Origin of the sequence: Pandoraea iniqua (assembly GCF_902459685.1) — a bacterium.
In the GTDB taxonomy this organism is placed as follows: Bacteria; Pseudomonadota; Gammaproteobacteria; order Burkholderiales; family Burkholderiaceae; genus Pandoraea; species Pandoraea iniqua.
The window spans coordinates 58,979-73,237 of the sequence record NZ_CABPSF010000009.1; the positions used below are offsets into that span (position 1 = coordinate 58,979).

Annotated in this window: 10 protein-coding genes, 1 tRNA gene and 2 riboswitches; of the genes, 8 read left to right on the forward strand and 3 right to left on the reverse strand. The window is 64.4% G+C overall.

All coding sequences use genetic code 11. The annotated features are described in order from the left end of the window. Window positions 1–19: 19 nt before the first annotated feature. Entirely contained in the window at window positions 20–721 is a 702-nt protein-coding gene (locus tag PIN31009_RS24045; protein ID WP_150682504.1) for a flagellar basal body L-ring protein FlgH, read from the forward strand. Then, window positions 721–1,254, forward strand: coding sequence for a hypothetical protein (locus PIN31009_RS24050; RefSeq protein ID WP_150682503.1), 534 nt, complete (start codon window positions 721–723; stop codon window positions 1,252–1,254). Before PIN31009_RS24045 ends, PIN31009_RS24050 begins: the two co-directional genes overlap by 1 nt. Before the next feature lie 2 nt (window positions 1,255–1,256). On the opposite strand, the gene PIN31009_RS24055 is transcribed toward PIN31009_RS24050, so the two are convergent. Then, window positions 1,257–1,332, reverse strand: a tRNA-Arg gene (locus PIN31009_RS24055). 380 nt (window positions 1,333–1,712) lie between these two features. Here PIN31009_RS24055 and PIN31009_RS24060 point away from each other — a divergent pair. Continuing rightward, window positions 1,713–2,603, forward strand: coding sequence for a c-type cytochrome (locus PIN31009_RS24060; protein WP_150791782.1), 891 nt, complete (start codon window positions 1,713–1,715; stop codon window positions 2,601–2,603). 109 nt (window positions 2,604–2,712) lie between these two features. On the opposite strand, the gene PIN31009_RS24065 is transcribed toward PIN31009_RS24060, so the two are convergent. Together PIN31009_RS24065 and PIN31009_RS24070 are read right to left on the reverse strand one after the other, a co-directional pair. Beyond that, a complete protein-coding gene (locus PIN31009_RS24065) occupies window positions 2,713–3,489 on the reverse strand; it encodes a metallophosphoesterase (protein ID WP_150791783.1) in 777 nt (258 codons plus the stop codon). Window positions 3,490–4,017: 528 nt separating this feature from the next. Further along, window positions 4,018–6,111, reverse strand: a complete 2,094-nt coding sequence (locus PIN31009_RS24070; protein WP_150791784.1) for a UvrD-helicase domain-containing protein — start codon at window positions 6,109–6,111, stop codon at window positions 4,018–4,020. A gap of 436 nt (window positions 6,112–6,547) precedes the next feature. On the opposite strand from PIN31009_RS24070, the gene PIN31009_RS24075 reads away from it, so the two are divergent. The 5 genes from PIN31009_RS24075 to PIN31009_RS24095 all read left to right on the forward strand — a co-directional run bounded on the left by PIN31009_RS24075 (window position 6,548) and on the right by PIN31009_RS24095 (window position 14,070). Next, the gene (locus tag PIN31009_RS24075) at window positions 6,548–7,498 is read left to right on the forward strand and encodes a hypothetical protein (protein ID WP_150791785.1); all 951 of its coding nucleotides are present in this window, start codon (window positions 6,548–6,550) and stop codon (window positions 7,496–7,498) included. A gap of 47 nt (window positions 7,499–7,545) precedes the next feature. Next, window positions 7,546–7,642, forward strand: a riboswitch (glycine riboswitch). Between the two features lie 8 nt (window positions 7,643–7,650). Continuing rightward, window positions 7,651–7,778: riboswitch (glycine riboswitch) on the forward strand. A 129-nt stretch (window positions 7,779–7,907) separates the two neighbouring features. Further along, window positions 7,908–9,014 carry a glycine cleavage system aminomethyltransferase GcvT gene (gene gcvT / locus PIN31009_RS24080; RefSeq protein WP_150682499.1) on the forward strand — a complete coding sequence of 369 codons (1,107 nt, stop codon included), beginning with the start codon at window positions 7,908–7,910 and terminating at the stop codon, window positions 9,012–9,014. Window positions 9,015–9,095: 81 nt separating this feature from the next. After that, on the forward strand, window positions 9,096–9,479 hold the full coding sequence (gene gcvH / locus PIN31009_RS24085; RefSeq protein WP_150682498.1) for a glycine cleavage system protein GcvH: 384 nt from the start codon (window positions 9,096–9,098) through the stop codon (window positions 9,477–9,479). 132 nt (window positions 9,480–9,611) lie between these two features. Continuing rightward, window positions 9,612–12,539, forward strand: coding sequence for an aminomethyl-transferring glycine dehydrogenase (gcvP, locus tag PIN31009_RS24090; protein WP_150791786.1), 2,928 nt, complete (start codon window positions 9,612–9,614; stop codon window positions 12,537–12,539). 139 nt (window positions 12,540–12,678) lie between these two features. Then, window positions 12,679–14,070: an L-serine ammonia-lyase gene (locus tag PIN31009_RS24095; RefSeq protein WP_087721935.1), complete on the forward strand. Its 1,392-nt coding sequence runs from the start codon at window positions 12,679–12,681 to the stop codon at window positions 14,068–14,070. Window positions 14,071–14,259 lie beyond the last annotated feature (189 nt).

A 14,259-nucleotide genomic window follows, 5' to 3' on the forward strand; every position in this document is an offset into this window, starting at 1 on the left:
GGCGCGGGGGCGCCACACCATGTCGACACTATCGATGCTTCAGCGCGCTGCGGCGCGTGGACTGGTTATGACGGTGGCGTCCCTCGCCACGGTGGGTGTGGCACTGCTGAGCGCGTGCTCGACGGGCAATGTGACCTCCACGCCGATGGCCGTGATGCCGATGCCCCGGGTGACCAACGTACAGACGGCGGGGTCGATCTATCAGTCGACCACGGCGACGAACTGGTTCGAAACGCCCGTGGCGCACCGGGTGGGCGACCTGCTCACGATTCAGGTGGCGGAAAACACGACCGGCAGCAACAAGGCGCAGAGCAACGTGACGCGCAACGCGAGCGTCACGGCCAAGAGCGCGAAGGATAACGGGGCGGATACCCTGCTCGAGCGCTGGTTCAACATCGGCTCGTCGGCGAGTTCGTTCCAGGGCAACGGCACCACGAGTTCGACGTCGGCGATGACCGGCACCATTGCCGTGGCGATTGTCGAGGTCTTGCCGAACGGCGCCTATGTGGTGGGGGGCGAGAAGCAGGTGATGCAGGGCCGCAACATGGAGACCTTCCGTTTCACGGGCGTGGTCAACAAGTTCGACATCCAGCCGGGTAACGTCGTGGCGTCGAGCAAGGTCGGTCAGGCGAAGGTCGCGCGTGTGGAAGACGGTCAGGTGGCCGATGGCGCGAACGGCGGCTGGCTCCAGCATGTGTTGCTTGGCGTGGCACCTTTCTGATGAAACGGCTTGCCGGGGTGCTGGCGTTGGCCGCGACGGCCTGCGCATCGTTGGGCGGCTGCCTGTTTGCCACGCCGGTGCCGGTGGTGGCGGCGCAGGTGGCGGCCAGCGTGGTGACCACAGGCGTCGTGCTCGCCGATCAGCTGCCGTCGGTCGTGCCGCCGACGCAGCCGGCCGCGCCGGAGCTGATGTCGCGCAATCTGTGTATCGAACTGGGGGCTGACGGGGTGTCGGACCTGCTGCCCGCCATTCAGGGCCGGCTGCGCGCCTACGGCATCGTGAGCACGATTTACAGCCCGGGCACGTGGCCGACCGGGTGCGTCGTGCTGAACTACGCGGTCCGGCGCGCGTGGCGCAATTCTCTGTGGGGCAGCACGCCCAGCGAATATCTGGCGTACGCGACGCTCACGCTCAGTCAGAACGGCTCGGTGATGAATACCGTGTACTTCGACGGCAGAACATCGACCGTGGAGTCGTGGTCCGGCGCGAACGCCAAGATCGCACAACTGGTGGACCGGCTGGTGGTGTTTTGATTTGGTGCGCCCGACTGGAATCGAACCAGTGACCCTCGGCTTCGGAGGCCGATACTCTATCCCCTGAGCTACGGGCGCTGTGCAGACCGCCGGTGAGAAATGCGCGAACGCGCGGGCCGGCGGGCAAAGACGTAGAAGCATAGCGGTTTTGTCGCGTGCCGTCCATGCCTGGCGCATTCTCTCGCCTCACAATGCGGCAATTCACTACGGGATACGCGTCAGGCGCGGTTTTGCTGTGCATGCAACGGTATCCCACTTCACGCACAAACCACGCGGAACACCGCTTTGGGTTTTGCGTAAGTTAGGGAAAACACGGGACTTTTGCGGCGTCTGCGCACGGCCATCACGTGTCATCGCGTGAGTGTTTGTTGCTACAATGGCTCGTTATTTTGACTGGATGGCGCCTGCCACCCAGTGCGACGCACTCGGTTTCCACAAAAACTATTGAGAGATCCCGCATGAGTGAAGCACATAACGAGCATGAGTCCCTGATCAAAACACCCAAGCAGCTCATCGCGGCAGTCATTGCAGGTTTTCTAGTTCCGATCGTCATCATCGTCCTGCTGGTCAATTACGTGGGCAACAACGCCCTGACCGGCGCGGGCAGTTCCGCCATGACCGAAAAAGCCATCGCCGAGCGCATCGCGCCCGTGGCCAAGGTCGAAATCAAGGATGCCAACGCACCGCGCGTCTATCAGACGGGCGAGCAACTCTATAAAGCCGTTTGCGCCGCATGCCACGCGGCGGGCACCGCCGGTGCGCCGAAGGTCGGCTCGGCAGACTGGGCCCCGCGAATTGCGCAGGGCTACGATGAAATGCTCAAGATTGCGCTGGCCGGCAAAGGCGCCATGCCCGCGCGTGGCGGCACCAGCCCCGACGACGTGACCGATTACGAAATTGGCCGCGCCATTGTCTATATGGCCAACGCCTCGGGCGGCAAGCTGCAAGAGCCGGCACAACCAGCACAACCGGCCTCCGGTGCCGTGGCAGCCGCCCCGGCGTCTGGCGCAGCACCCGCCGCAGATGCTGGCTCGGCCGCGGCTGCCGCCGCCGCCATGGCCTCGCTCAAGACCGCCGCACCGGCCGCCGCCAGCGCCGGCAGCAACCTCGACGCGGGCAAGAAGCTGTACGACACCGTGTGTATGGCGTGCCACGCCGCAGGTGTCATGAACGCCCCGAAGTTCGGCGACAAGGCCGCATGGGCGCCGCGCATCGCGACCGGCATCGACACGTTGCACAACGCCGCACTCAAGGGGTTGAACGCCATGCCGCCGAAGGGTGGCGCCGCGAACGCTTCGGATGACGACGTGAAGGCGGCCGTCGACTACATGGTGAGTGCGGCAAAGTAAGCCCGCGTTGACACCAAAAGAAAATCCCCGCTTCGGCGGGGATTTTTGTTTTCGTCGTCGCTTTTCGTCATCGCTTCTCGTCGCGACTTGGCTGCGATGTTGCAGCGCGTCAGACGGTCACGCACAACGCGGGGTCGAACGCCGCATTCTCGACACGCCCTTCGAAGCAATAACCACGCGGGTTGCACAGCACACGCGTGTGCCCGACGCGGTAATCAAACGAATCGTGCGTATGGCCGTGCACCCACAGCGCGGCGTCGGACTGGTCGACAAATGACGTCAAATCCGAAATGAATGCCGGATTGACGAGCGAACCGGCAAAGCGCGGATGAATACTCTGCGGTGTCGGCGCGTGATGGGTGATGACAACGGTCGGGCCGTCATGCGGGTCGGCCAGCGCGCGCGACAGCCACGCCACGTTCTCACGGCACAACGCGGCGCAGTCTTCCGGCGTAAAGAACGGCAGGTCGGACCACGGTGCGGCCGGGTCGCCCACGCGAATGCGCGTGAAGTCGCGCACAAATTTGCGGGACTCCTCGATCACTTCGTCGTGCTTGCCTTCGGCGTCGTACAACGCGAAGTCGGTCCACAACGTCGTGCCGATGAAACGAACGCCGTCGATCGTGAGGCTGCCGCGCTCCAGCACATGAACGTTCGAGCCCGCCGCAAGTTTGCGCAACTCGGCGAGCGTGCCCGCAAGCGTCGCGCCGTAAAACTCATGGTTGCCGGCAACGTAGATGACGGGGCGTGGTAATTGCTTCGCCCACTCGATGGCTTGCGCCGGGCGGCTGATGTCGCCGGCGAGAATGGTGACATCGGCGACGACGTCGGGCGTCGCCAGCGGGGCCACCGACAAATGCAGGTCAGACAGGATATGCAATCTCACGCACCACGCTCCACAAGGCTTGAGGATCGGTGCCGCACACTCGCCACGGCAGGGTGCTGGTGACGCATCGCGAGAACGTTGGAGGGTGTGGGCATTGGACCGAAATCGACGCAATTCACGTATCGTTTCGCCCGTTTTTTACCGACTATCACCCGCGCCGCGCCGATGGTCAAGATGTCTTTGTCATCGAAAGAATGGCCTCCTATAGTGAAACCTCACCTGACGAGTGGAGGAGAGCCTATGCGCAAGTTGTTGGTTGTCGTTGTGCTTGGTTTCGCCGGTCTGGCAGGCGCGATGGTGGCGTCGAGTCCGGCAATCGCGTGTGGCCAGACGTCTACGGGCGGTGGCAAATAGCAGCAAGCCTTGCTTTACTGCGCGATCCGCCGCCGCCGACAGCCCCGGCCGGACGCTGCTGAATCCTCAGGCCAGCCCCCCGTACGCGGGGGGCGATTCGTTTACAGCGGAGATACAGCGGGGATACAGCGGAGGCAGGCGGAGATACGGCGGGAATCTTAGGGCGGAGACCCTTTATTGCGGCGTCTTATTCGCGCCGCCCGAGAGCATCGCCTTCAGGCTGGCGAGCCGGTCCTTCGGCGACATCGGGGCGTCTTCCGGCGGGGGCGGCGGCGCTTCGTCGAGTTGCATCTCGGGTACGAACCGCGAGACTTCACAGGTGTACGTTTCCCGCGCCCGCTTGCGCTTTTTGCACCACGACAATTGCAGCGTGCGTTGCGCACGCGTAATGCCCACGTACATCAACCGGCGCTCTTCCTCGATCTTCTCGGCGGTCACTTCTTCATCCTCGCGGATGTGCGGAAGAATGCCTTCCTCCATGCCGACGAGGAAGACGTGCGGATATTCGAGGCCCTTCGACGCGTGCAGCGTCGACAGGCGCACCGCGTCGGGATCGTCGCCGTCGCGGCCCTCGAGCATCGACATCAGCGCGATGGTCTGCGTGAGTTCCATCAGGCTCTTGGCGTCGTCGTCGATATCTTCGGCGTTATCCAATCCGGTCGCGGCATCGGCGGTACCACGCGTGCCCTTGCGTTTCATCCATTCGATGAATTCGAGCACCGTCGTCCAGCGTGCCTGCGCCTGACGCTCGTCGAACGTGTCGTAAAGATAGGCCTCGTAGTGGATGCCTGCCATCAGGTCATCGATGACCTCGTTGGCAGGATCGCGGGCGGCGCGCGCCGCAATGCGCTGGATGAAATCGCAGAACGCACGCAGCGGTTCGAGCTGGCGCGGCTGCAAGCGCGCTTCGACGGCGCCCATGTAGACCGCCTCGAACAGCGACACCTTGGCTTGTCCCGCAAACCCGCCGAGCGATTCGAGCGTGGTGCTGCCCACGCCCCGGCGCGGCGTGGTCACCGCGCGGATGAACGCGGGATCGTCGTCCGGGTTGGCCAGCAACCGGAGGTAGGCGCAAAGGTCCTTGATTTCGGCCTTGTCGAAGAACGACTGCCCGCCCGACAGCACGTACGGAATGCGTTCGCGGCGAAGCACCTGTTCGAAAATGCGCGCCTGATGATTGCCGCGATACAGAATCGCGTAGTCGCGAAACTCTGCGCGCCGCTCGAACTTGTGGGCCGACAAACGGAACACGACCGATTCGGCCTCGTGTTCTTCGTCATTGGCGGGCGTGACGGTAATCGGATCGCCGAGACCGTGCTCGCTCCACAACTTCTTCTCGAAGATTTTCGGATTCTTGGCGATGACGTTGTTCGCCGCCGTCAGGATGCGTGAGGTCGAGCGGTAGTTCTGCTCCAGCTTGATGACTTTCAACGTGGGAAAGTCGACCTGCAACTGCTTGAGGTTATCGAGCGTGGCGCCGCGCCAGCCGTAGATCGCCTGATCGTCGTCGCCCACGGCCATGAACGCCGCGCGCGGGCCGGCCAGCAGTTTGAGCAGCAGGTACTGACAGGTGTTGGTGTCCTGATACTCGTCGATCAGCAGATAGCGCAGCTTGTTCTGCCAGCGCTCACGCACCTCTTCGTCGCGCGCGAACAACTCGGCGGGCAGACGGATCAGATCGTCGAAGTCGACCGCCTGATACGCCTGCAACGTGGCCATGTAGTTGCGATAGACCACGGCGGCCTGATGCTCGTCGGCAGTCTCGGCGGCGGCCAGCGCCGTCTCGGGCGTGACCAGCGCGTTCTTCCAGAGCGAGATGGCGGTCTGTACGCCGCGAATCATCCCTTTGTCCGTCGTGCCCAGCTGTTCCTGAATGAGGCCGAAGCAATCGTCCGAATCCAGAATCGAGAACTGGGGCTTGAGGCCGACGTTCTCCGCCTCGCGGCGCAGAATCTGCACGCCAAGCGAGTGGAACGTGCAGATCGTCAACTGATTGACGGGAACCTTGCGGCCTTCTTTGCCGGGGGTGGTGAGCGTCTTGCCTTCGAGCTGCTTGGCCACGCGCTCGCGCATTTCGGCGGCGGCTTTGTTCGTGAAGGTGACGGCGGCGATGTGTTTCGGCTCGAACCCCTTGGTCTCGATGAGCCACGCGATTTTCTGCGTGATGACGCGCGTCTTGCCGCTGCCGGCGCCGGCCAGTACGAGACAGGGACCGTCGAAATAACGCACGGCTTCGTTCTGGGCAGGATTGAGCGGAAAGGACGACATGGTGTGAAGCGAAGGAGACGAAGGGGGTGAAGGAGCTAAGGGGCTAAGGAGCTACGGGGCAAGGGGGCTAAGGCGGCGGCTGGCCGGGTGCTCGCGAGGGCACCTCGTCGGGCTCGCGCAGGAGGTGGGCAAGTCTAACATGGGGCGTGCGCGCGCCTGTGACGCGACGATGGCGCCAATGATGACGGACTCGGCAATAGGCTCTGGCGGGCCCACCGCGCCCGGACTGTGGGGCTAGCGCGACGCTGCGTGACGCAACGGGCGCCATAACTGGCGTCCACGCACAGGGGGTGCCTATAATAAAAAACGTTGCCATCGTGGTGAGGTCGCCGTGCAATGTCCAACCTGTGGGACGAACAATGCGACGAGTGCGCTGCGCTGCAAACAGTGCGGTGCGCCCCTTGCAGATGCCGAACCGGGCTTTCGGGAGGCCAGTTTGGCGTCCACGGCGGCCGGTGTGCTCAGTGCATCCGATGTCGCTGCTATCGCCGATGCTGCCGATGCCGCCGATGTGCCGAAAGCAGCGGCGTCCATGGGTGAGACGTCCGCATCTGCATCTGCATCCGCCCCGGCCAACGACGCTGTCCCGCCCACGCCAACCCGCCGTCTGACGCGGCGCGAGCGCCGGGAGCAGCGCCGGCGCGACGGCGAGCCCGGCTGGATCAATGGCGTGCTGGTGCTGGGCACCGCCGTCTTCGCCGCCATCGCGCTCATCGGCATCTGGTGGAATCTGCGTGCGCCTTACGTCGACCCATCGCCCAAACCAGACGCCATCGTCGTCGCCCCCTTCAATAACGGTAGTAACGCGCCACCGGTCAATGCGTCGGGCGGTGTGAGCGCGGGGACCCCCAGTGCCGCCAGCAGTGCGGAATCGGCGTTGCTCGCCCGCGCGCAGGTACTGGCCGCTGTCGATGCTGCGGCGTCGGGTGCCGCAGCGGACGTGGCGTCGGCGGCCGCGAGCACGCCACCCATGACGGCCTCCGCGGCGACCGCTGCACTGACCGCCGCCGCCACCGCCGCACTGACACCGCCCGCACCCGCGCCTGCGCCGGACGACATGATGACGCTGCTCAGCCGTCGCGATGCTGCCAATGCTACGAATACCGCGCGGCCGGTGGCCAACCCTGACCTGCCTGCGCACCTCGACAACAACGACATCGGTCCGATTGCCGCAGCAGGCGCTGCGCATCCACCCGCCGTGGCATCCAGCCCGGCGACGGCGTCCGCCGCCGGTGCGGCCACCACTATCGCCGCCGCGCTCGCGCAGTGCGACAAGTACCGATGGTTCGAAGTCGTGCCGAAGCAGCGCTGCATCTGGGCGGTTTGTAACGGACGATGGGGCCGCGACGGTTGTCCGGCCGGGGTGAATCCCGGGGAGTCGCACTAGCGGTTTTTCGCCAAATTGACAGTCCCCGGCTTTCCCCGTAAAGTGCGCGAACGCGGTCGGGAGAGCGCGCCGGGAAGCACATGCCGGCGCCGCCGAAGGGGTAATACCCACAAACTCTCAGGCATCAAGGACCGTCCGCGCCGAAGGCATCGCCTTCGATCTCTGGAGAGCGGTTGTGGCGTGACTTTCGTCATGCAGACAGCCCACCGAAGGGGCCGGCTGTCTCGGTCAACACCGAGCACCGGGCAATCTCTCAGGTACCAAGGACAGAGGGGTCATCTCGCCAACTGGCATCGCGCCGGGCAAGTGCATGCGCACACGCTCGAAACGCAGGTGCCGGTCGTCGAGATGACCCCTTTTTGCATTTTCGGACACTGTATTTCCGAAACCCTTGGATCCTGAGGCCTCGATGACCGATCTCAAACGCACTCCGCTCAACGAAACGCACCGCGCCGCCGGCGCCCGCATGGTCGATTTCGGCGGCTGGGACATGCCCGTGAACTACGGCTCCCAGATCGAAGAGCACAACGCCGTTCGCACCGACGCCGGCATGTTCGACGTCTCGCACATGTGCGTGGTCGATCTGCATGGCCCGAGCTGCCGCGAATTCCTGCGTTTCGCCGTCGCCAACAACGTCGACAAGCTGCAAACCCCGGGCAAGGCGCTCTACACCTGCATGCTCAACCCGAGCGGCGGCGTGATCGACGACCTCATCATCTATTTCATCGCTGAAGACTGGTTCCGCATCGTCGTGAACGCGGGCACCGCCGACAAGGATCTGGCCTGGATCGGCCAGCTCAATGCCCACGGCGATTACAGCCTGACGATCACGCCGCGCCGCGACCTGTCGATCGTGGCAGTGCAGGGCCCGAACGCACGCGCCAAGACGTGGCAGGCCGTGCCGGGCAGCCAGTCGGCGAGCGAAGTGCTCAAGCCTTTCAACGCTGCCTTCGCCAAAGACACGCCGTTCGGCGAATTGATGATCGCGCGCACGGGTTACACCGGCGAAGACGGTTTCGAAATCATCGTGAATGCCGACCATGTGGCGGCGCTCTGGCAGGCGCTGGTCGCCGCCGGCGTGCGTCCGGCCGGCCTCGGCGCGCGCGACACGCTGCGTCTGGAAGCCGGCATGAACCTGTACGGTCAGGACATGGACGACGACACCTCGCCGCTCGACGCCGGCCTCGGCTGGACGGTCGAAAAGGATAGCGAGCGCACGTTCGTCGGCAAGGATTCGCTGCTCACGCGCGGCCAGACGTGGCGCTTTGCCGGTCTCGTGCTCGACGGCAAGGGCGGCGTGTTGCGTGCCCATCAGGTCGTAGTGACCGACGCCGGCGACGGTGAAATTACCAGCGGCACGTTCAGCCCGAGCCTTCAGCAATCGATCGCGTTTGCGCGCCTGCCCAAGGGCGTGGCCGACGGTGCGCTCGTGCACGTACAAATTCGTGACAAGCAATTGCCCGCACGTGTGGTCAAATTACCGTTCGTGCGTCACGGCAAGGCCGTGGTGGCGTGAGCGGTAACGGGCACACCTGCGCGGTTGGCGACACGACAGACTCTCAATAAGACACCCCATACTGAAACCGGAGCGTCACACATGGCGAATACCCCCGACAACCTGAAGTACGCCGAGTCCCACGAATGGGCTCGCCTCGAAGCCGACGGCACCGTGACCATCGGCATTACCGACCATGCGCAGGAAGCGCTGGGCGATGTGGTCTTCATCGAGCTGCCGGACACCGGCCGCACGGTCAAGGCGCAGGAACAAGTCGCCGTGGTCGAGTCGGTCAAGGCCGCCTCGGACATCTATGCCCCGATCGGCGGCGAGATCATCGAGACCAACAGCGAAGTGGCCGGCTCGCCGGAGCAGGTCAACACCGACCCGTACGGCAACTGGCTGTTCCGCATCAAGCCGTCGGACGTGAAGGAACTCGACGGCCTGCTCACCGCCGAGCAATACAGCGCCGGCCCGGGCGCCTAAGCCCGCGAGCCGCAAGCCCGGCAGCAGTGGCGATGGCCGCCATCGCCACTGCTGCCGGGCTTAGTAACGCTAGCAACGCGTAGCAACACCTTGCCGTAGTCACTTGCCGTGACCGAACGAGAGATCTGACCCATGAATGCCATGAACGACCTGCATCAGCCGCGCCGCTCGCTCGCCGAGCTGGAACAGCGCGACAATTTTTCTGCGCGCCACATCGGCCCCGACAGCCCCGAACAGCAAGCCATGCTCACCGAGCTTGGCTACGCCTCGCGCGCCGCCCTTATCGACGCGGTCGTGCCGGCGTCGATTCGCCGCGACGGCCCGCAATTCGCTGCCGCACTGGGCCAGTTCGCCGCGCCGAAAACCGAGTCGCAAGCCGTCGCACAACTGCGCGCGCTGGCCGACCAGAATCAGGTCTTCAAGTCGTTCATCGGTCAGGGCTACTACAACACGTTTACGCCGGGCGTGATCCTGCGTAACGTGCTCGAAAACCCCGCTTGGTACACGGCCTACACGCCGTATCAGCCGGAAATTTCGCAAGGCCGTCTCGAAGCGCTGCTCAACTATCAGCAGATGGTGATCGACCTGACGGGTCTCGCCATCGCCAACGCCTCGATGCTCGACGAAGCCACCGCCGCTGCCGAAGCGATGACGCTGGTCAAGCGCACGGGCAAGTCGAAGTCGAACACGTTCTTCGTGGCCGACGACGTGCTGCCGCAAACCATCGAAGTGGTGCAAACGCGCGCCAAGCCGCTGGGCATCGAAGTGCAGGTTGGGCCGGTGGCCGCCGCTGCCGACGTCGATGCGTTCGGCGTGCTGGTGCAGTACCCGGGCGTGGGCGGCGATGTGCGCGAATACCGCGCGCTGGCCGACGCGATCCACGCGAACGGCGGCATGCTGATTGCCGCTGCCGATCTGCTCTCGCTCACGCTGCTGTCGCCGCCGGGCGAGTGGGGCGCCGATGTGGCCGTGGGCAACAGCCAGCGCTTTGGTGTGCCGATGGGCTTCGGTGGCCCGCACGCGGCTTATCTGGCCACGCGTGACGAACTCAAGCGTTCGATGCCGGGCCGTCTGGTCGGCGTGTCGGTCGACACGCAGGGCAAGCCCGCGCTGCGTCTTGCACTGCAAACGCGCGAGCAGCACATCCGCCGCGAGAAGGCGACGTCGAACATCTGTACCGCACAGGCGCTGCTCGCCATCATGGCCAGCATGTATGCCGCGTATCACGGCCCGCAAGGCCTGCGCATCATCGCGTCGCGCGTGCATCGTCTGACGGCGGTCCTCGCCGCCGGTCTCGCGAAGCTGGGCGCCGCGCCGCGCAACGCCACGTTCTTCGACACACTCACCGTGCCGGTCGCCGGCCGTGCTGACGCCGTCCATACGGCGGCCGTCGCGCGCCGCTTCAACCTGCGCCGCGAAGATGCGGACATCGTCGGCATCTCGCTGGACGAGACCAGCACGCGCGATGACGTGATCGCGTTGTGGGACGTGTTCGCCGAAGGTCTGGGCAAGAGCGCCGGTTCGATCGACTTCGACGCCATCGAAGCCACGATTGCCGACGGCTTCCCGGCGGCGCTGGCGCGTCAGAGCGCGTATCTCACGCACCCGGTGTTCAACCGCTATCACTCGGAACACGAGATGCTTCGCTACCTGCGCAGCCTCTCCGACAAGGATCTCGCGCTCGATCGCACGATGATTCCGTTGGGCTCGTGCACGATGAAGCTCAACGCCACCTCGGAAATGCTGCCGGTGACGTGGCCCGAGTTCGGCCAGATCCACCCGTTCGCACCGACGGCGCAGACGGCGGGCTATCGCACGATGATCGACCAGCTCGAGCAGATGCTCGTGGCGGCCACCGGCTATGCGGCTGTGTCGCTCCAGCCGAACGCCGGCTCGCAGGGCGAGTACGCGGGTCTGCTGATCATTCAGGCGTATCACGCCTCGCGCGGCGAAGCGCATCGCGACATCTGCCTGATTCCGGCTTCGGCCCACGGCACCAACCCGGCATCGGCGCAAATGGCCGGCATGCAGGTCGTGGTGGTGGCGTGCGACGCCAACGGTAACGTCGATCTGGCCGACCTTCAGGCGAAGGCCGAGCAGCATCGCACCCGTCTGGCCGCGATCATGATGACGTACCCGTCGACGCACGGTGTGTTCGAAGCCGGTGCGCGTCAGATTTGCGAAATCGTGCATGCGAACGGTGGTCAGGTGTATGTCGACGGCGCGAACATGAACGCGATGGTCGGCCTGTGCGCACCGGGCGAGTTCGGTGGCGACGTGTCGCACCTGAACCTGCACAAGACGTTCTGCATTCCGCACGGCGGTGGCGGCCCGGGTGTCGGCCCGGTTGCCGTGGGCGCGCATCTGGCGCAGTTCCTGCCGAACCAGCGCTCGACCGGTTACTCGCGCGACGCCGACGGCATCGGTGCCGTGTCGGCCGCGCCGTACGGCTCGGCTTCGATTCTGCCGATCTCGTGGATGTACGTCGCGATGATGGGCGCCACCGGCCTGACGTCGGCCACCGAGACCGCGATTCTCAACGCCAACTACCTCGCGAAGAAGCTCGCACCGCACTATCCGGTGCTCTACTCGGGCCCGGGCGGTCTGATCGCGCACGAGTGCATTCTCGATCTGCGTCCGCTCAAGGAAACGAGCGGTATCTCGGTCGACGACGTGGCCAAGCGCCTGATGGACTTCGGTTTCCACGCACCGACCATGAGCTTCCCGGTGCCGGGCACGCTGATGGTCGAGCCGACCGAATCGGAATCGAAGCACGAACTCGACCGCTTTATCGAAGCCATGGTCACCATTCGTGAAGAAATTCGTGCGGTGGAAGAAGGCCGTGCCGATCGCGAGGACAACCCGCTCAAGCACGCGCCGCACACGGCAGAAGTCGTGACCGCCGACGAATGGACGCACGCCTATGCGCGTAGTCAGGCGGCGTACCCGGTGAAGGCGCTGCGCGAGCGCAAGTACTGGCCGCCGGTCGGTCGTGCCGACAACGTGTACGGTGACCGAAACCTGTTCTGCGCCTGCGTGCCGATGAGCGACTACGAGTAAGAAACGTCGCAAACTCGATAAAAAGGGGTCGGCAGAAACATTGCTGGCCCCTTTTTGTCTCTATAGATGTCACGCGAATGCGCCAGTATGGTGGCGCTCGCCGAGTCTCAAGTCAGTTCTAAAAAATCAGGAAAGCCCCATGGCCGTTTCAGTTTTCGATTTGTTCAAGATCGGTATCGGACCCTCGAGTTCGCATACCGTGGGGCCAATGCGCGCGGCGCTGATGTTTGTGCAGGGGTTGGAGCGCGATGGTTTGCTGCCGCAGGTGGCGTCGTTGCGCGCGGAGCTGTACGGCTCGCTTGGTGCGACGGGCAAGGGCCACGGCACCGACAAGGGTGTGCTGCTCGGCTTCATGGGCGATGCCCCCGACACGGTCGACCCCGCCACGATTGCGGACCGTCTGGCTAAGCTGCGCCGTGAAAAGGTGCTGTCGATTCTGGGCAAACACGACGTGCCGTTCATCGAGAAGGAAAACGTGGTGTTCTATCGCCGCGAAGCGATGGCCGAGCACCCGAACGGTATGAAATTCCACGCTTTCGACGGCGCGGGCAATAAGTTGCGCGAAGGCCGTTATCTGTCGGTGGGCGGCGGCTTCGTGGTGACGGCGGGGGCCTCGAACGCGCAGGTGCTCGCGGCGCACGATCAACTGCCGTATCCGTTCCGCACGGGCAAGGAGTTGCTGGAAATGTGCCGTGAGAGCGGCAAGACCATCGCCCAGCTGATGTGGGAGAACGAGAAGGTCTGGCACAAGGAAGAAGACATCCGCACGGGCCTGATCAACATCTGGCACGTGATGCAGTCGTGTGTGACGCGCGGTTGCGGCATCGGCAACCCGGAAGCCGAAGGCGAATTGCCGGGCCCGCTGCACGTGCGCCGTCGCGCGCCCGAGCTGTACCGTCAACTGACGCAGCGTGCCGAGCGTACGCTCTCCGACCCGCTGTCGGTGATGGACTGGGTGAACCTGTACGCGATGGCCGTCAACGAAGAGAACGCGGCCGGCGGCCGTGTGGTGACGGCGCCCACGAACGGTGCGGCCGGCATCATCCCGTCGGTACTGCATTACTACGACCGCTTCGTGCACGGTGCGAACGATCAGGGCGTGATCGACTTTCTGCTGACGGCGGGTGCCATCGGCATTCTGTACAAACTCAACGCCTCGATTTCGGGCGCGGAGGTGGGTTGTCAGGGCGAAGTTGGCGTGGCCTGTTCGATGGCTGCCGGTGCGCTGGCGGCGGTGTTGGGCGGCACAGTCGCGCAGGTCGAGAATGCCGCTGAAATCGGCATGGAACACAACCTCGGGCTGACGTGCGACCCGGTGGGCGGTCTGGTGCAGATTCCATGCATCGAGCGCAACGCCATGGCATCGGTGAAGGCCGTGAACGCCGCGCGCATGGCGCTGCGTGGTGACGGTGCGCACTACGTCTCGCTCGATTCCGTCATCAAGACGATGCGCGAAACGGGCGCCGACATGAAAACGAAGTACAAGGAGACGGCACGCGGCGGTCTGGCGGTGAATATCGTCGAGTGCTGATGAAGGCGTACAGGCGCCGTCGCTTCGTGACCGTCACATGACCGACACATTGCGACGGTAACCTTGTCGTCGATGTCTCCTTGCCTTGTCTTTTGAGCCGCCCGGTATTTGCCGCGCGGCTTTTTTATTGCACTTGGGAATCAACCTAAAGTGCGTCGCCGATTGCGCCTTTCGGGCCAAATCCTTGCC